The sequence below is a fragment of the Commensalibacter sp. B14384M2 genome (assembly GCF_016101865.1).
In the GTDB taxonomy this organism is placed as follows: domain Bacteria; phylum Pseudomonadota; class Alphaproteobacteria; order Acetobacterales; family Acetobacteraceae; genus Commensalibacter; species Commensalibacter melissae.
The window spans coordinates 48,164-64,751 of record NZ_JACFPS010000002.1 but is presented as its reverse complement, the minus strand read 5'-3'; the positions used below and the strand labels follow the sequence as shown (position 1 = coordinate 64,751).

Genomic DNA, 16,588 nt, shown 5'->3' with positions numbered 1-16,588 from the left:
GATTGTTTTTTACTCATAAAGGTTCAGAATAATTAATTCTGTTTATTACTTTAAAAAAAATTAATACACTGCATATATAATATTAAGATTGTAATCTTATAGAATGTGCCATCCTGGGCATTCTTACAGGATCGTCCATATAAGGAGGTCATAAATTTATGACAGAAAAGAAAATTGAATCCGAAATCTCTGAAGAAAAAGAGAAGGATGCCAATAAAGACCAAGAAATAAGACAGCCCAATATTATGGCTGTTCTACCGTTAAGGGATATTGTTGTATTTCCATATATGATTGTACCTTTATTTGTAGGGCGAGAAAAATCGGTCTGCGCTTTAGAGGAAGTTACAAAAAATCATTCAAAAATATTGCTTGTTTCCCAAAAAGATGCTTCAGTTGAAGATCCTACGGAAAAGGATGTTTATTCATTTGGAACAATTGCAACTATTTTACAGTTGTTAAAATTACCTGATGGAACAGTCAAGGTATTGGTAGAGGGTATTCAACGTGCCAAGGTCAAGAAATTTATTGATCATGAAGCTTTTTTTGAGGCAGAGGTTGAGCTTATTGAAGAAACGGAGAATGATGACAAGGAGATTAATGTCTTAAAAAGAACAATGACTAATCAGTTTGAGCAATATGTTAAACTGAACAAGTCGATCGCGCCTGAAGTTCTGGTAGCTGTCAATCAAATTGAAAATTCTTCCAAGGCTATAGATACAATTACAAGCCATCTTAATCTTAAAGTTTCTGAAAAACAGGAAATACTTGAAACGGTTGATTTGAAAAAACGCTTGGAAAAACTTCTTGAACATTTGGAAACAGAAGTTGGAGTATTGCAAGTTGAAAAGCGTATACGAAATCGTGTTAAAAAACAGATGGAGAAGACACAGCGCGAATATTATTTGAATGAGCAGTTAAAGGCTATTCAAAAAGAATTGGGCGAGGGCGAAGACGGTAAAGATGAGTTGACAGAATTAGAAGACAAGATAAAAAAACTTCGCTTAACCAAGGAAGCTCGTGACAAGGCATTATCTGATCTTAAAAAATTACGCGGGATGAGTCCGATGTCTGCAGAGGCAACCGTTGTACGTAATTATTTAGACTGGATTGTAGGTTTGCCTTGGAAAAAACGTTCCAAAATTTCCAAGAATCTAAAAAAAGCGGAGGAAATTTTAAACCACGATCATTATGGACTGGAAAAGGTAAAGGAAAGAATTCTTGAATATCTTGCTGTTCAAATCCGCTCTTCCAAACTTAAAGGTCCAATTTTATGCCTTGTTGGACCACCAGGTGTTGGTAAAACATCCCTTGCCCGTTCTATAGCCAAGGCAACGGGACGTGAATATGTTCGTATGTCCTTGGGGGGTGTACGCGATGAAGCCGAGATTCGTGGACATCGTCGAACATATATTGGTGCAATGCCCGGTAAAATTATTCAGGGAATGAAAAAGGCTGGGACTTCTAATCCTTTATTCTTACTGGACGAAATTGATAAACTTGGAGCAGACTGGCGCGGAGATCCAGCTTCCGCTCTTTTGGAAGTTCTTGATCCTGAACAGAATTCCACGTTTGTAGATCATTATCTAGAAGTCGATTATGATCTTTCTGATGTAATGTTCATTACAACGGCAAATAGTTTCAATATGCCACAACCTTTATTGGATCGTATGGAAATTATCCGCATTGCCGGTTATACAGAAGATGAGAAGGTTCAGATCGCCTGTCAGCATTTGATCAAGAAGGAGGGGGAATCTCACAGTCTTAAACCTACAGAATGGTCAATTGATGATGAGGTTTTGCGTGAACTTGTCCGCACATATACCCGTGAGGCAGGTGTACGTAATCTTGAACGAGAGATAGCGAAAATTGCTCGTAAAATTGTCAAGAAGATCGTTTCTGGAGAATGTGACCATGTAAAGATCACGTTGGATAATCTGGAGGATTATGTCGGGGTTAAACGGTATTTTTATGGTGAAAGTGAAGAACGCGATATTATAGGTGTCGTAACTGGACTTGCGTGGACAGAAGTAGGTGGTGACATTCTTCATATAGAAAGTGTCATGGTTCCAGGCAAGGGGCATATAAAGATAACCGGGAAGCTTGGCGAGGTAATGCAGGAAAGTGTATCTGCAGCCTTATCTTATGTAAAAAGTCGAGCTTTACAATTTGGAATACATCCTGACTTGTTTGAAAAGCATGATATACATGTTCATGTTCCTGAGGGTGCAACCCCAAAGGATGGACCATCTGCTGGTGTTGCGATGGCAACCAGTATTGTCAGCATTATGACAGGTATTCCTGTTCGTAAGGATATAGCCATGACAGGGGAAATCACTTTGCGGGGCAGGGTTTTACCTATAGGCGGTCTTAAGGAAAAATTGCTTGCTGCATTGCGTGCAGGAGTTAAGAAAGTTTTCATTCCTCAAGAAAATGAAAGGGATTTGGTGGAAATACCCGATAATGTCAAATCAAATCTGACAATTGTTCCGGTTAAAATGGTAGATGATGTTATTCATCAAGCATTGATTAGACCCTACGAATCTATTGAGCTAGAGGAAACCTCTGCACCAGTAATTGCGAAAAAAAGTAATGTTTCATCAAAAAAACAGCTGGCACATTAAATAATGTGGTGATATTGCAACCAAAAATAGAATAAATGTATTAAAATAACTATTGAAGTCCTTGAACGGTTGACGTTCTTGAAAAGTGCTTCAATAGTTTAAGATATGGATGTAATATCCATTAGCAGTTAAATTTAGTCTGTGATTATTATAGAAAGAAAAAAGAATGGAAAAACCTCTAAATAAACAAGAACTTGTTGCCGCTGTTGCTGAAAAAACAGAATTGTCAAAAGCTAAATCAGGTGAGGTTATTGATGCAGTATTGAGTACTATTGAAGAAACACTTGCAAAAAAACAAGAGGTTCGCCTTGTAGGTTTTGGCAGTTTCGTCACTGCTCATCGTAAAGCAGCCAAAGGGCGTAACCCACGTACAGGTGAAGAAATCAAGATTCCAGCATCTACTTCAGTACGTTTTAAACCTGGTAAATTGTTAAAAGAAGCTGTTAGTAAATAATTTTAAAAAAAAGTTCATTTTTTTTGAAAAAATGACTGGACAACACAACGGCTTCAGTGTTAAGAAGTCGTTGTTCCGGTAAACGGAGCGGGCGATTAGCTCAGTTGGTAGAGCATCTCGTTTACACCGAGAGGGTCGGCAGTTCGAGCCTGTCATCGCCCACCATAAATTAATGTTTTATTAAATATTAATATTGACAAAATATTAAAGAGCTTTTAGAAAAGCTTCATATAATGCGCGGGTGTAGCTCAGTTTGGTTAGAGCGCCGGCCTGTCACGCCGGAGGTCGCGGGTTCGAGCCCCGTCACTCGCGCCATTTAATTTATAGTATAATGGCACAATAATAGAAAATCACTAAAATTTTCATCAAAATAATTTGTTCCATCAAATTTATTAAAATAATCAATAAAAATCAATATATTTAATATTAACAGTGTAATTCTTTTTTTTCTTTGATATAAAGAATTGAGTTCATTTTTGATAAATGATTTAATTTTCTATAAAAAATTAAAGAGTATTAGCCATGCAGGCAATTTTAAACAGTTATTTACCCGTGTTAATATTTGGGATTATTTCTTTAATAATTGCGGTTGCAATGTTGGGTGCGGCATTATTTTGTGCAAAACAAAAACCATATGCTGAAAAGATAACGCCTTATGAGTGCGGATTTCCGGCATTTGAAAATGCACGTCATATGTTTGACGTGCGCTATTATTTGGTGGGAATATTATTCACGATATTTGATCTGGAAATGGTGTTTCTGTTTCCATGGGCTTTGACCCTGTCTAAAACTGGCATGTTCGGTTTTTTCTCTATGGTTGTATTTCTTTTAGTCCTGACCATAGGTTTCGCGTATGAATGGTGCAAAGGTGCACTGGAATGGGATTAAGTAAAAATAAGTCCATTGTCGGTTAAAACGAGTAGATAATGAATATAAAAATAACAAATAAATCTGATCCTGATCAGATTTACTGGAATCAAGAAACGTTACCTCCTGGATCTGAACAGGATGCAGTTATTAAAGGAATAACGGGGGCAATTTCAAATAAAGGTTTTGTTGTTGCCAAGCTTGACCAATTAATCAATTGGGGAAGAACTGGCAGTCTTTGGCCAATGACTTTTGGATTGGCTTGTTGTGCTGTTGAAATGATTCATGCCTATATGCCACGTTATGACTTGGATCGTATGGGGGTTGTACCAATGGGATCGCCCAGACAGGCAGATGTCATGCTTGTGGCTGGTACGGTAACGAATAAAATGGCACCTGCTTTACGTCGATTATATGACCAGATGTCAGAACCAAGATGGGTTCTTTCAATGGGATCCTGCGCAAATGGTGGGGGATATTATCATTATTCCTATTCAGTCGTAAGGGGATGTGATCGTATTGTCCCTGTAGATGTTTATGTACCCGGGTGTCCGCCAACCGCTGAGGCATTAATTTATGGTATTATGTTGTTGAAAAAGAAAATCAAGCGTACAGGGACAATTCTTCGTGGTTAATTTTACAGGAAATTCAAAAAAAAGAACTTTAAGTCAAAAAGCAAATTTGCAGGCGATTGGCATGATGCTCATGTCTTCGTCAAATGGCGTTGCCAAGGCTGAGTTTGATCACGATGAACTAATCATATTGGTTAAACTCAACTGTTTGCTTGATGTGTTAATTCTGCTTAAAAATCATCCCATTTGCAAATTCGAACAATTGATGGATTTGTGCGGTGTTGATTATCCCTACCGTCAAAAAAGATTTGATGTTGTCTATAATCTTTTATCTGTAACATTGAATCAGCGTATTCGTATCATTGTTCATACAGATGAAAAAGAACCGGTTCCCTCCGTTCATCATTTATGGAAAAATGCAACGTGGTGGGAACGTGAATGTTATGACATGTTCGGTGTATTATTTTCCGGACAGCCTGATTTGAGGCGCATTTTGACGGATTACGGATTTGATGGACATCCTTTGCGAAAGGATTTCCCTGTTACAGGATATGTAGAAGTTAGATATGATGCTGATCAAAATAAAGTAATTTATGAACCGGTCCATTTGACACAGGAGATGCGGGACTTTGATTTTGACTCACCCTGGGAAGGTATTGTAACACTTCCTGGTGACGAAAAGATTCATGAGAAGCGTCAAAATATTAAACCGTATTCTATATAGGATTAAACGGTAAAAGGATATTTGATGAGTGAAATTATACAAGAAGGGGTAACCGATAAAACATCACAGGTGAAATCTGAAATTTCTCAGAATATATCTCATGTTTTATCAGGTGATACGCACACGATTAATTTTGGTCCACAACATCCTTCTGCTCATGGTGTGTTGCGTGTTGTAATGGAGTTAGAGGGTGAAGTTGTTAAAAGGGCAACTCCGCATATTGGTTTATTACATCGTGGAACAGAAAAATTACTGGAGCACAAGGCTTATCATAAGGGACTGCCTTATTTTGACCGTTTGGATTATGCCTCTCCAATGAGCGAGGAACATGCCTATGTTCTTGCTACAGAAAAATTGTTGGGGATTGATGTTCCCGATCGTGCAAAATGGATAAGAGTTCTGTTTGCCGAAATAACCCGTATATTAAATCATTTACTGAACGTGACTGCCATGGGTCTCGATTGTGGGGCGATGACACCTGCATTGTGGGCTTATGAAGAGCGCGAAAAATTAATGGAATTTTATGAAGGTGTATCTGGCGCCCGCTTTCATGCGAATTATTTTAGGCATGGGGGTGTGGCTAAGGATATGCCCGCAGGTATGGAAGAGAAAATTGGAAAATGGGTTAGAGATTTTCCAAAATTAATTGATGATATTGAAGGATTGTTAACAGAAAACCGTATCTGGAAACAGCGAACTGTTGGAATTGGAATCTGTACAACTGAAGATGCATTGTCATGGGGATTTTCTGGTCCATGTTTGCGAGCATCGGGAGTTGCATGGGATTTGCGGCGATCCCAACCCTATGATAATTATGATAAAGTTGATTTTAAAATTCCTGTTGCTCGGCAAGGGGATTGTTATGATCGGTATTTGATTCGTGTTGTTGAAATGCGCGAGAGCGCCAAAATAATTGAGCAATGCCTAAGCAAGATAAAACCTGGTCCAATTAAGACTGAAGATAATAAAATCTCACCTCCAAAACGCAAAGATATGAAACATTCAATGGAGGCATTGATTCATCATTTCAAACTTTATAGTGAAGGATTTCATGTTCCTGCAGGCACAACCTATACTGCTGTTGAAAGTCCAAAAGGTGAATTTGGGGTATATCTTGTGGCGGATGGCGGAAGCAAACCTTATCGTTGTAAAATACGTCCGACAGGTTTTTCGCATCTTCAAGCATTAGATGAATTATCCCATCGATATATGTTGGCTGACATGGTTGCAATTATTGGTTCGTTGGATTTGGTTTTTGGTGAAGTGGATAGATAGGGTGTAATGTCAGAAAGTAAAATGAATATTGAGCCATCTGACTTCACTTTTGATAAAGAAAGTGAAATGCAGATAGAGAAGGTGCTTGCAAAATATCCGACAGGGAGAAAAGCAAGTGCTGTTATACCTTTATTATATATCGTTCAAGATCAGATGAAACGTTTGACCAAAAGTGCTTGGGTGCCAAAGGCGGCCATGGCTGCTGTTGCAAAACGTCTGGAAATTTCTCCTGTGAGGGTATTTGAAATTGCCACATTTTATACAATGTTTAACCTCGAACCCATAGGGCAATATCATTTGCAAGTTTGTGGAACAACACCATGCTGGTTGAGGGGATCGGATGAAGTGGTTGAAGCCTGTAAAAAAGCGACAGGCATCAGGGAATTTGGTCAAACCAGTGAAGATGGATTGTTCACGCTTTCCGAGGTTGAATGTTTGGGTGCCTGTGCAAATGCGCCTATTCTACAGGTTGATCATGATTATTATGAAGACATGAATGGTCCAAAAACCATTGAGTTAATTAATGCATTGAGAAGAGGGGAAAAACCGCCTCCAGGATCTGCATTAAATCGTTTGAATTCGGCTCCTTTGCGTCAAGATCATTCCTTATCAGATAATTCAAAGGCCAAAAAACGATGCTAGAATCTAAAGACCGTATTTATGTCAATTTGCATGGTCAGGATGACTGGAAATTGGCAGGTGCTCGTAAACGGGGTGATTGGGATAATACAAAGGCTATTTTATCTTTGGGACGTGAAAAAATCGTTAAAGAGGTAATTGATTCAGGGTTAAGGGGACGTGGTGGCGCAGGTTTCTCTACAGGTCTAAAATGGTCGTTTATGCCCAAAGGGGATGGTCCCTTACCTCATTATCTGGTAATTAATGGGGATGAATCAGAGCCTGGTACTTGCAAGGACAGGGAAGTTTTACGTCATGAGCCTCATAAAATTGTTGAAGGTGCATTGCTTGCCTCTTTTGCGATAGGCGCGCATGTTGCCTACATATATATTCGTGGTGAATATTACAATGAAGCCAACAGACTGCAAGTTGCCATTGACGAGGCATATGAAGCGGGATTGATCGGTAAAAATGCCTGTGGTAGTGGTTGGGATTTTGATTTTTATATTCATCGCGGTGCAGGCGCATATATTTGTGGTGAGGAAACAGCCCAGCTTGAAAGTCTTGAAGGCAAAAAGGGGCAGCCGCGTCTGAAGCCACCTTTCCCAGCGGGTAAGGGATTATATGGTTGTCCGACCACGATCAATAATGTTGAAAGCATTTCGGTAACCCCTACAATAATGCGTAGAGGAGCCGCTTGGTTTTCAAGTATAGGGCGTAAAAACAATACTGGTCCAAAACTAATGGCGATTTCGGGTCATATTCAAACCCCCTGTGTATTTGAAGAGGCATTGGGATTGCCCTTGAAGGAAATTATTGAACGTCATGGCGGGGGTGTACGTGGTGGATGGGATAACCTTTTAGCTGTTATTCCGGGTGGTACGTCAATGCCCATGCTGAACAAGGAAGTGTGTGATACCGTTATAATGGATTTTGACGGTATGCGTGAAGTTGGATCCGGGTTGGGAACGGCTGGCATAGTTGTGATGGATAAATCAACGGATCTTATTAGGGCGATTACACGTATTTCTCAGTTCTATAAACATGAAAGCTGTGGTCAGTGCACTCCATGTCGGGAAGGATCCAATTGGGTGCTGAAGGTCATGAAGAGAATGACAGAGGGACGTGCAGAAATAGAAGAAATTGATATGTTGATGGATGTAACGAAACAGATTGAAAACACAACAATCTGTGCAATGGGTATGTCTGTTGCCTGGCCTGTGCAAGCATTAATTCGTAATTTCCGTCCAATGATGGAACAAAGAATTATGGATTATAAGAAAACCCATGGTGGTGCTGTTCAGGTCCAGGTGCCTGTTGGAACGCCGGTATTGGGATAGGAAGGAATTATGGTAAAAGTTATCGTTGATGGTATTCCTGTGGATGTTCCCAATGGTTCTTCAGTATTACAGGCCTGTGAGGCAGCAGGAAAGGAAATCCCTCGTTTTTGTTATCATGAAAAACTTTCTGTGGCTGGAAACTGCAGAATGTGTATGGTTGAGATAACCGGTTCTCGTAAACCTCTGGTTTCATCATGCTCACAGCCAGTAATGAATGGAATGCAGGTTTTGACCGACACAGAAATGGTCAGGGCAGCGCGTCGCAGTACGATGGAACTGTTATTAATCAATCATCCCTTGGATTGTCCTATTTGCGATCAGGGTGGTGAATGTGATTTACAGGACCAGGCAGTAGGTTATGGACGTGAATGTTCACGATTCAGGGACGAAAAAAGGGCAGTTACTGATAAGTATCTCGGACCCTTGGTTCGCACTGTCATGACACGTTGCATTCAATGTACACGTTGTATTCGTTTTATGAATGAAATCGCTGGTACGGCAGAGCTTGGCGGAATCAACCGGGGTACCAATCTAGAAATCACCCCCTTTCTTGAAGAGGGTATCAATACAGAACTTTCAGGAAATCTTATTGATGTTTGCCCTGTTGGGGCTTTAACGGCCAAACCAACCGCGTTCCGTTACCGTTCGTGGGAACTGAAAAATACTGATTCAATTGATGTGATGGATTCTGTGGGAACGAATATAACTTTACAAGTGCGAGGAAGTGAGGTTTTGAGAATTCTCCCCCGTCAAAATGATGATGTTAATGAAAGTTGGCTTGCTGATAAGGGTCGTTTCTCTCTGGATGGTTTGAAACGGCGGCGTCTGGATCGACCATGGATAAGGAAAGAAGGCAAACTTGTCGAAACTTCATGGAATGAGGTAGTTCAGGTTGTTTCCCAAAAATTAAAATCTACGAAAAAAGAACGTATAGGCGTCATTGCAGGGGATTTATGTGATGCAGAAAGCATGTTCGCATTAAAAAATTTGATGAACGATCTTGGAGTCAGCAATTTAGATTGTCGTCAAGATGGGGCATATTACGATACCTCTTATCGTGGACATTATGTTTTCAATAGTACGATTGCAGGAATTGAGCAGGCTGATGCTTTATTGATGATAGGTGCTTTTCCACGTCAAGAGGCACCTGTGTTGAATGCCCGTATTCGTAAAAGATGGTTGTCTCTTACCGAACAATTCCCAATTGCATTTATAGGTGAACTTATTGATGATCCTACGTATAAAATTGAGAATTTAGGAGAAGATCCAACTTTAATTGATTCATTGTTACGAAATGAGCTTGCCTTTAACAAAATTTTGAATAATGCGAAACGCCCAATGATTATTATTGGACATGGGGCATTGGTTCGTGAAGATGCAAAATTAATATTTGAAAAAACCTTGGCTTTGGCTCATAAAATTGGTGCCGTAACCGAAAATTGGAATGGATTCAATGTCCTTCATCATGCAGCCGCTCGTGTTGCGGGTCTGGATATGGAATTTTATCCTAAATCGGATTCACAAGATGTACGCTCGATGGTTACGGGTGGCACAGATCTTTTGTGGTTGCTTGATGCAGATGAAATTGATCTTTCAAAATTGGCTGCCGATTGCTTTGTGATTTATCAGGGACATCATGGAGATCAGTCTGCCAAACGTGCTGATATTATTTTACCTGGAGCCGCTTATACAGAAAAATCAGGTATTTATGTTAATACTGAAGGCAGAATTCAGCAGGGTAACAGGGCGATTTTACCTCCTGGAAATGCCAAGGAAGATTGGAAAATTATTTCAGAAATTGCCCAATCAATGAATATTGATCTTCCTTATTCCAATTTATATGAGTTAAGAACTTGCCTGGCACAGGCCTATCCTGTATTTAAGGAAAAGGGAGTAGTTAGAAACCAGATGTGTTCTTCCATAAATATTTCAGAAAAAAACATTGAAAAACAATCTTTTAGGGCGATTATTTCAGATTATTTCTTAACGAATTCAATCAGTAGAGCCAGCCTCACAATGCATGAATGTTCAAAAACACGTGGTGCTAATTCATCGGCAAAAGCTGCGGAGTGATATCATGGAACATTTCTTTTTTCATACATTACTCGGATCAGTTATCCTGATTATATTAAAAACACTGGCACTATTGGTTCCAGTGCTTGTCGGTGTCGCTTATTTGACTTGGTTGGAACGTAAAGTTTTGGCTGCAATTATGCTTCGTAAAGGTCCGAATGTTGTTGGTCCTTTCGGTTTGCTGCAACCCTTTGCCGATGCGGTTAAAATGATTTTTAAGGAAACGATCATTCCTGCCAAGGCAAATCGGGTCTTGTTTTTTGTCGCGCCAATTCTAGTCTTTACATTGTCCCTATTCGCATGGGCGGTAATTCCCGTGAATGATGGTTGGGCTGTTGCAAATCTTAATATTGGTATCCTTTACCTATTGGCGATTTCCTCCTTGGGTGTTTACGGAACTCTGTTGGCCGGCTGGGCCTCGAATTCGAAATACTCTTTATTGGGGGCCATGCGTGCCACGGCACAGATGATATCTTATGAAGTCTCGATTGGACTTGTTATCGTTTCCGTACTGTTGCTTGTTGGTAGTGCAAATATGAACGATATTGTCCTGGCACAAAAACATGTCTGGTTTTTTCTGCCAATGTTTCCCATGTTCATTATTTTCTTTATTTCATGTTTAGCTGAAACCAATCGTCCACCTTTTGATTTTTCAGTTGGAGAAAGTGAACTGGTGGCAGGTTTTTTTGTGGAATATTCCTCAATGGCCTTCGGATTATTTTTTCTGGCCGAATATGGTAACATGATTTTGATGTCTGCAATTACCAGCATCATATTTTTAGGTGGATGGTTGCCACCCTTTGATTGTGTGCCGTTTACCTGGATACCTGCACCTTTCTGGATGATAATTAAAGTTTTATTTTGTCTATTCTGTTTTATATGGGTAAGAAGCGCGTTTCCAAGATACCGTTATGATCAGTTAATGCGATTAGGCTGGAAAATATTCTTACCCTTTTCATTAATATGGGTTGTGCTTACCGCTGCGTTTGTAATGGTAACCGGCGTAGGGATATATGGAGGAGCTGGTTAATGGGTTTTATTGATAGAACCGCACGGTCTTTTTTATTATCAGAATTGTTGACAGGACTGGGAATAACACTACGATATTTCTTCAAACCGAAGGCAACAATCAATTATCCCTATGAAAAAAGTCCTCTCTCACCACGGTTTAGAGGGGAGCATGCCTTGCGTCGTTATGCCAATGGAGAAGAGCGTTGCATTGCGTGCAAATTGTGTGAAGCAACGTGTCCGGCTGAAGCAATTACCATTGAGGCTGAAGAGCGGAGTGATGGTTCGAGAAGAACTACCCGGTATGATATAGATATGACAAAATGCATCTATTGCGGGTTATGTCAGGAAGCATGTCCTGTTGACGCGATTGTTCAAGGACCCAATTACGAATTCGCCACTGAAACCCGGGAAGAGTTGATGTACGACAAAAGCAAATTATTGTCCAATGGGGATCAATGGGAAAGTGCCTTGGCATTGAGACTGGAGCAGGATGCTCCATATCGGTGAGGCAGGAAACATTTAAAATGAATAAATTAATTTATATATCGGGTCTTATAAAGATCTTTGATCAGGAATTAGGATAATGACACCGATTATTCTTTTCTATATTTTCGCAATAATTTTGCTACTATCAGCATCTATGGTTGTTTTTGTTCGAAATTCAGTTCATGCAGCCCTATTTCTAATTCTTGCATTCTGTAATGCCGCTGGATTGTTTATGCTGGCCGGTGCCGAATTTTTGGCTATACTTTTGATAGCCATATATGCTGGTGCAGTCATGGTTCTGTTTATGTTTATTGTAATGACAATGCAAATAGAGCTGGTCCAGTTAAAGGAAGGAATGCAGCGTTACATGCCTGCGGGTTGTATCATTGCTTTTATTCTTGTCGTTGAATTTATTATGATTGCCATCCATTGGCATATTGATCCTGAATTGATAAGCAGGGGTCAAAATTCTGCGTTGTATGATATTCCGAATACCAAAGCATTGGGGGGTATTTTATATACGCATTATGTTTTGTTATTCCAGGTTTGTGGATTAATCCTGCTTGTTGCAATGATCGGGGCAATTGTCTTGACCCTGCATAAAAATTCTAAAAACCGTAGACAGAACATTATGCGCCAACATATGCGCGAACCGAGCCAAACTCTGGAAATTCGTGATGTGCCCTTGAATAAAAGCATTCAGGATATTGGCGGTTTCCTTCGTCCCAAAGAGACTTATTATGGTGTTGCACAAGAGGATTCCTTCGGTCCAAAACCTGGTGATAAAACCGATATTACTGAAAAAAGACAACAAAGGGAGCAAATGAAATGAATATTTTAAATTCTGTGGGGCTTGCTCCCTATATGATTGTCAGTGGTATTTTATTTTCAATTGGTCTGTTTGGTATTTTTGCCAATCGGAAGAATTTAATTGTTATATTGATGTCTATTGAATTGATGCTTTTATCTGCAAATCTTAATTTAATTGCATTCTCTTCTTTATATAGTAATTTAACAGGGCAGATTATGGTTATGTTTAGCCTTACAGTCGCCGCTGCAGAATCTGCCATCGGACTTGCCATCATTATGGTATTTTATCGTAATCGTCGGTCGGTGGAAGTGCAAGATACGATGATGATGAAGGGGTAAAGAAATGACATCATCATTATTTATTACAGCTGTTATCTCACCCTTGGCTGGTTTTTTATGCGCTGGGTTAATGGGGCGGATAATCGGTGATTCATTTGCGAAGTTTATTTCTATTCTTGGAATGTCCATATCGGTTACATGTGCATGGCTTGTAACTTGGCAATTTTTTGCCAATCATATGGATAGTCAAGTTGTTCATTTCATGGAGTGGATCAATGCCGGTAATTTTCACATTAACTGGTATTTGAAACTGGACAGTTTGTCTGTCGCCATGTTGACGATGGTATCAAGCATATCCTTGTTAATCCATATCTATAGTATGGGATACATGTCGCATGACACGATGCCAACTTATCGTTTTTTTGCATATTTATCTTTATTTACATTCAGTATGATTGCCTTGATTACCTCTAATAATCTGGTTCAATTGTTTTTTGGCTGGGAAGGGGTAGGTTTATGCAGTTATTTACTTATTGGATACTGGTATATGCGTCCAGCAGCTATATCAGCCGCAATCAAGGCTTTTGTTGTAAATCGTATTGCGGATCTATTTTTTCTCGTAGGCATTAGTTTGCTTTTTATCACGACCGGTTCGGTTTTTTATAATGAAATATTTCAAAAATTACCTGATTTAGTTCAACTGCATTATCATTTATTGGGTTTTGATTTCCAGATATATGAAATTATTGCATTCCTGCTATTTGTCGGGGCCATGGGAAAGTCTGCCCAATTGTTTTTTCATGTATGGTTACCGGATGCAATGGAAGGACCAACGCCAGTTTCCGCACTTATTCATGCCGCAACTATGGTGACAGCAGGTGTATTCTTGATGGCAAGAATGTCACCCCTGGTTGAATTGGCTCCACATGTTAAGATATTCATTATTGTTATAGGATCATTAACAGCATTATTTGCCGGTTCTGTTGCTTTGGTACAATCAGATATTAAGAAATCCATTGCTTATTCAACCTGTTCTCAGCTTGGATATATGTTTGTCGCAGTTGGTGTGGGAACCTATCAAATTGCAGTATTCCATTTAACGACACACGCTTTTTTCAAGGCATTGTTGTTTCTTGGTGCGGGATCAGTGATTATCGCGCTTCATGATGAACAGGATATGTTCAAGATGGGTGGATTGTATAAAAAATTACCTTTGACTTGCATATTGATGTGGATAGGTTGTTTAGCATTGGGTGGAATATATCCATTTGCAGGTTACTGGTCAAAAGATGCCATTCTGGAAGCTGTTTGGGCAACCCAATCTTCCTTGGGATATGCGGCTTGGGTTGTATTGTTATTAACTGCGTTTCTTACAAGCCTATATAGCTGGCGGATGTTGTTTCTTGTGTTCCATGGAAAACCAAAACATAAGGAAAATTATGATCATGCAAAAGAATCTCCTTTCTCTATGACTTTACCCATGATCATACTTGGTGTTTCATCAATTATTGGAGGCATTATCCTATATCCTTATTATATAGGTTCTCAACAAGTTATATTTTGGGGAGGTTCAATTGTTAATGTTTCAGATAATTTGCATATGATTATTGAACAACATACACCTGCAATTATTGCATTAATGCCACTTATACTTGGTATACTGGGTATTTTAATCGCTTATTTATGTTATATTGTTAATCCGAATATCCCTATATCATTAGCTCAGTCAATGAAGGGGTTTTACCGTTTTCTATTAAATGCATGGTATTTTGATAAACTTTACGATGTAATAATTATCCGTCCTTATGCAGCTTTGTCTAAGGCATTATGGAAAATTGGTGAAAAAGATATTATCCAGGAATTTCCTGTCATACTGGCGCAATTTACAAATCGTTCTGCCAAAGGGATATCCTGGATTCAAAATGGTTCTTTTGCTTTATATGCTTTTACCATGGCAATTGGGTTGGTGGTTATCGTCGCCACTTTCCTGATCTATCAATGATATTAAGTTAAGTCAGGATAAATCCGATGAATTGGACGCTTGCTATTCCAGAAATTGTATTAACAATTGGTGGTCTTATTATATTGTTATTCGGGGCGCTGCAAAAAGAGGAAAATTCCTTTTTTCCCTCTGCCATTTTTTCCACGGCAATATTTATTGCCGCGGGATTTTTAACGTTAACCAATGCAAATGGGTTGGCATATTACGGGTTATTTGTAAATGATGAATTTTCCCGTTACATGAAATTGCTGGTTCTTATTGCAGGTTTATTAACAATTATTTTGTCCTTGGATTTTAATAAAAAAAATAAAACAACATATTTTGAATTTATAGCGTTGATTATTTTTTCCACGGTCGGTGCAATGGTTATGGTCTCCTCCAATAATCTTATGAGCCTGTATCTTGGACTGGAGTTATCTTCGTTATCGTTATATATTTTATGTGCAATTGATCGTAACAATCCGTTATCAGCTGAATCTGGGATAAAATATTTCATTTTGGGATCAGTCGCGTCTGCAATTTTACTTTATGGTATTTCAATGCTTTATGGCGTAGCTGGAAGTATGGAATATAACAATGTTCATAAAGCCATCGCAGCGGCAAATTATAATAATATGGGTTTTGTCGTGGGACTGGTTTTTGTTTTAATCGGAATATGCTTTAAAATTTCTGCAGTACCTTTTCATATGTGGACACCGGATGTTTACCAAGGTGCTCCAACGCCTGTTACAACCTTTCTTTCGACGTCGCCAAAATTTGCAGCTTTTGCATTATTTTTACGGTTAATGACGGGACCTTTTGGAACCCTATCCTATCAATGGCAGTTTTTGATTGAAGTTATATCATTGTTATCCATAATTATTGGAAGTATTGGTGCTATATCTCAATTAAATATTAAAAGAATGATGGCTTATTCTTCAGTTGCACATATGGGATATGCAATGGTTGGATTAGCCGCAGGAAATTCAAATGGCGTTTTGGGAACGATCATTTACTTGACAACTTATCTTTTCATGAATGTCGGAACTTTTGCCGTGATTACATCTATGACACGAAAAGGTAAGGTTGTAGAAAACATAAATGATTTGGCCGGACTTGGTAAAAGTGATCCGGGCATAGCGGTTGCTATGGCAATTTTCATGTTTAGTATGGCAGGTGTTCCGCCACTTGCAGGATTCTTTGGTAAATTTATGGTTTTTTGGGCAGCTATTCAGGTGCATTTATATGTACTTGCAACAGTTGGAATTGTTGCCAGCGTTTTAAGTGCTTTTTTCTATCTTAGGATTGTCAAGATCATCTTCATGGATAAATCTCATGGACAACTTGATCATCGTTCATTATCAATTTCTTTTATGTCCTTTGGTATGAGCGCGTTAACGGTAATTTTTATCATATTTATGGGCCCAATGATGCATGTTGGACGCATTGCGGCTAAATCTTTGTTTAATTAATCATT

15 protein-coding genes and 2 tRNA genes are annotated in these 16,588 nt (G+C 39.1%); all 17 read left to right on the top strand.

Annotated elements, in window-relative coordinates; translation table 11 throughout:
* Nucleotides 1-245: 245 nt before the first annotated feature.
* The 17 genes from lon (at nucleotide 246) to nuoN (ending at nucleotide 16,583) form a co-directional block, all read left to right on the top strand.
* Nucleotides 246-2,621 carry an endopeptidase La gene (lon, locus tag H3R33_RS04120; RefSeq protein ID WP_232342149.1) on the top strand — a complete coding sequence of 792 codons (2,376 nt, stop codon included), beginning with the start codon at nucleotides 246-248 and terminating at the stop codon, nucleotides 2,619-2,621.
* A gap of 166 nt (nucleotides 2,622-2,787) precedes the next feature.
* On the top strand, nucleotides 2,788-3,075 hold the full coding sequence (locus H3R33_RS04115; RefSeq protein ID WP_110438938.1) for an HU family DNA-binding protein: 288 nt from the start codon (nucleotides 2,788-2,790) through the stop codon (nucleotides 3,073-3,075).
* Between the two features lie 89 nt (nucleotides 3,076-3,164).
* Nucleotides 3,165-3,240, top strand: a tRNA-Val gene (locus tag H3R33_RS04110).
* Nucleotides 3,241-3,312: 72 nt separating this feature from the next.
* A tRNA-Asp gene (locus tag H3R33_RS04105) sits at nucleotides 3,313-3,390 on the top strand.
* A gap of 207 nt (nucleotides 3,391-3,597) precedes the next feature.
* Nucleotides 3,598-3,963, top strand: a complete 366-nt coding sequence (ndhC, locus tag H3R33_RS04100; RefSeq protein ID WP_122123496.1) for an NADH-quinone oxidoreductase subunit A — start codon at nucleotides 3,598-3,600, stop codon at nucleotides 3,961-3,963.
* A gap of 38 nt (nucleotides 3,964-4,001) precedes the next feature.
* Nucleotides 4,002-4,577 (top strand): NADH-quinone oxidoreductase subunit B family protein, encoded by a 576-nt coding sequence (locus tag H3R33_RS04095; RefSeq protein ID WP_155565358.1) that lies wholly within the window; start codon nucleotides 4,002-4,004, stop codon nucleotides 4,575-4,577.
* Entirely contained in the window at nucleotides 4,570-5,238 is a 669-nt protein-coding gene (locus tag H3R33_RS04090; RefSeq protein WP_347401040.1) for an NADH-quinone oxidoreductase subunit C, read from the top strand. The genes H3R33_RS04095 and H3R33_RS04090 overlap by 8 nt, the downstream gene beginning before the upstream one ends.
* Before the next feature lie 24 nt (nucleotides 5,239-5,262).
* The gene (locus H3R33_RS04085; protein WP_155565359.1) at nucleotides 5,263-6,513 is read left to right on the top strand and encodes an NADH-quinone oxidoreductase subunit D; all 1,251 of its coding nucleotides are present in this window, start codon (nucleotides 5,263-5,265) and stop codon (nucleotides 6,511-6,513) included.
* A gap of 6 nt (nucleotides 6,514-6,519) precedes the next feature.
* Nucleotides 6,520-7,155 carry an NAD(P)H-dependent oxidoreductase subunit E gene (locus H3R33_RS04080; RefSeq protein ID WP_155580337.1) on the top strand — a complete coding sequence of 212 codons (636 nt, stop codon included), beginning with the start codon at nucleotides 6,520-6,522 and terminating at the stop codon, nucleotides 7,153-7,155.
* On the top strand, nucleotides 7,149-8,471 hold the full coding sequence (gene nuoF, locus H3R33_RS04075) for an NADH-quinone oxidoreductase subunit NuoF (RefSeq protein WP_155568028.1): 1,323 nt from the start codon (nucleotides 7,149-7,151) through the stop codon (nucleotides 8,469-8,471). The genes H3R33_RS04080 and nuoF overlap by 7 nt, the downstream gene beginning before the upstream one ends.
* Nucleotides 8,472-8,480: 9 nt before the next feature.
* Entirely contained in the window at nucleotides 8,481-10,544 is a 2,064-nt protein-coding gene (nuoG, locus tag H3R33_RS04070) for an NADH-quinone oxidoreductase subunit NuoG (RefSeq protein ID WP_198184940.1), read from the top strand.
* Between the two features lie 4 nt (nucleotides 10,545-10,548).
* Nucleotides 10,549-11,574 carry an NADH-quinone oxidoreductase subunit NuoH gene (nuoH, locus tag H3R33_RS04065; RefSeq protein WP_122123501.1) on the top strand — a complete coding sequence of 342 codons (1,026 nt, stop codon included), beginning with the start codon at nucleotides 10,549-10,551 and terminating at the stop codon, nucleotides 11,572-11,574.
* Nucleotides 11,574-12,062, top strand: coding sequence for an NADH-quinone oxidoreductase subunit NuoI (gene nuoI / locus H3R33_RS04060; RefSeq protein ID WP_198184941.1), 489 nt, complete (start codon nucleotides 11,574-11,576; stop codon nucleotides 12,060-12,062). Before nuoH ends, nuoI begins: the two co-directional genes overlap by 1 nt.
* Nucleotides 12,063-12,138: 76 nt before the next feature.
* On the top strand, nucleotides 12,139-12,873 hold the full coding sequence (locus H3R33_RS04055) for an NADH-quinone oxidoreductase subunit J (RefSeq protein ID WP_198184942.1): 735 nt from the start codon (nucleotides 12,139-12,141) through the stop codon (nucleotides 12,871-12,873).
* Nucleotides 12,870-13,190, top strand: coding sequence for an NADH-quinone oxidoreductase subunit NuoK (gene nuoK / locus H3R33_RS04050; protein ID WP_110438948.1), 321 nt, complete (start codon nucleotides 12,870-12,872; stop codon nucleotides 13,188-13,190). The genes H3R33_RS04055 and nuoK overlap by 4 nt, the downstream gene beginning before the upstream one ends.
* Nucleotides 13,191-13,194: 4 nt before the next feature.
* A complete protein-coding gene (gene nuoL / locus H3R33_RS04045; RefSeq protein WP_198184943.1) occupies nucleotides 13,195-15,132 on the top strand; it encodes an NADH-quinone oxidoreductase subunit L in 1,938 nt (645 codons plus the stop codon).
* Nucleotides 15,133-15,158: 26 nt separating this feature from the next.
* Nucleotides 15,159-16,583, top strand: coding sequence for an NADH-quinone oxidoreductase subunit NuoN (nuoN, locus tag H3R33_RS04040; RefSeq protein WP_198184944.1), 1,425 nt, complete (start codon nucleotides 15,159-15,161; stop codon nucleotides 16,581-16,583).
* Nucleotides 16,584-16,588 lie beyond the last annotated feature (5 nt).

Bases quoted from the DNA above. Each gene is read 5' to 3' on its own strand.
- nuoK (WP_110438948.1), top strand. From the start codon at position 12,870: ATGAATATTTTAAATTCTGTGGGGCTTGCTCCCTATATGATTGTCAGT.
- nuoN (WP_198184944.1), top strand. From the start codon at position 15,159: ATGAATTGGACGCTTGCTATTCCAGAAATTGTATTAACAATTGGTGGT.
- nuoL (WP_198184943.1), top strand. From the start codon at position 13,195: ATGACATCATCATTATTTATTACAGCTGTTATCTCACCCTTGGCTGGT.
- lon (WP_232342149.1), top strand. From the start codon at position 246: ATGGCTGTTCTACCGTTAAGGGATATTGTTGTATTTCCATATATGATT.
- H3R33_RS04055 (WP_198184942.1), top strand. From the start codon at position 12,139: ATGACACCGATTATTCTTTTCTATATTTTCGCAATAATTTTGCTACTA.
- H3R33_RS04085 (WP_155565359.1), top strand. From the start codon at position 5,263: ATGAGTGAAATTATACAAGAAGGGGTAACCGATAAAACATCACAGGTG.
- nuoI (WP_198184941.1), top strand. From the start codon at position 11,574: ATGGGTTTTATTGATAGAACCGCACGGTCTTTTTTATTATCAGAATTG.
- H3R33_RS04080 (WP_155580337.1), top strand. From the start codon at position 6,520: ATGTCAGAAAGTAAAATGAATATTGAGCCATCTGACTTCACTTTTGAT.
- nuoF (WP_155568028.1), top strand. From the start codon at position 7,149: ATGCTAGAATCTAAAGACCGTATTTATGTCAATTTGCATGGTCAGGAT.
- H3R33_RS04095 (WP_155565358.1), top strand. From the start codon at position 4,002: ATGAATATAAAAATAACAAATAAATCTGATCCTGATCAGATTTACTGG.
- ndhC (WP_122123496.1), top strand. From the start codon at position 3,598: ATGCAGGCAATTTTAAACAGTTATTTACCCGTGTTAATATTTGGGATT.
- nuoH (WP_122123501.1), top strand. From the start codon at position 10,549: ATGGAACATTTCTTTTTTCATACATTACTCGGATCAGTTATCCTGATT.
- nuoG (WP_198184940.1), top strand. From the start codon at position 8,481: ATGGTAAAAGTTATCGTTGATGGTATTCCTGTGGATGTTCCCAATGGT.
- H3R33_RS04115 (WP_110438938.1), top strand. From the start codon at position 2,788: ATGGAAAAACCTCTAAATAAACAAGAACTTGTTGCCGCTGTTGCTGAA.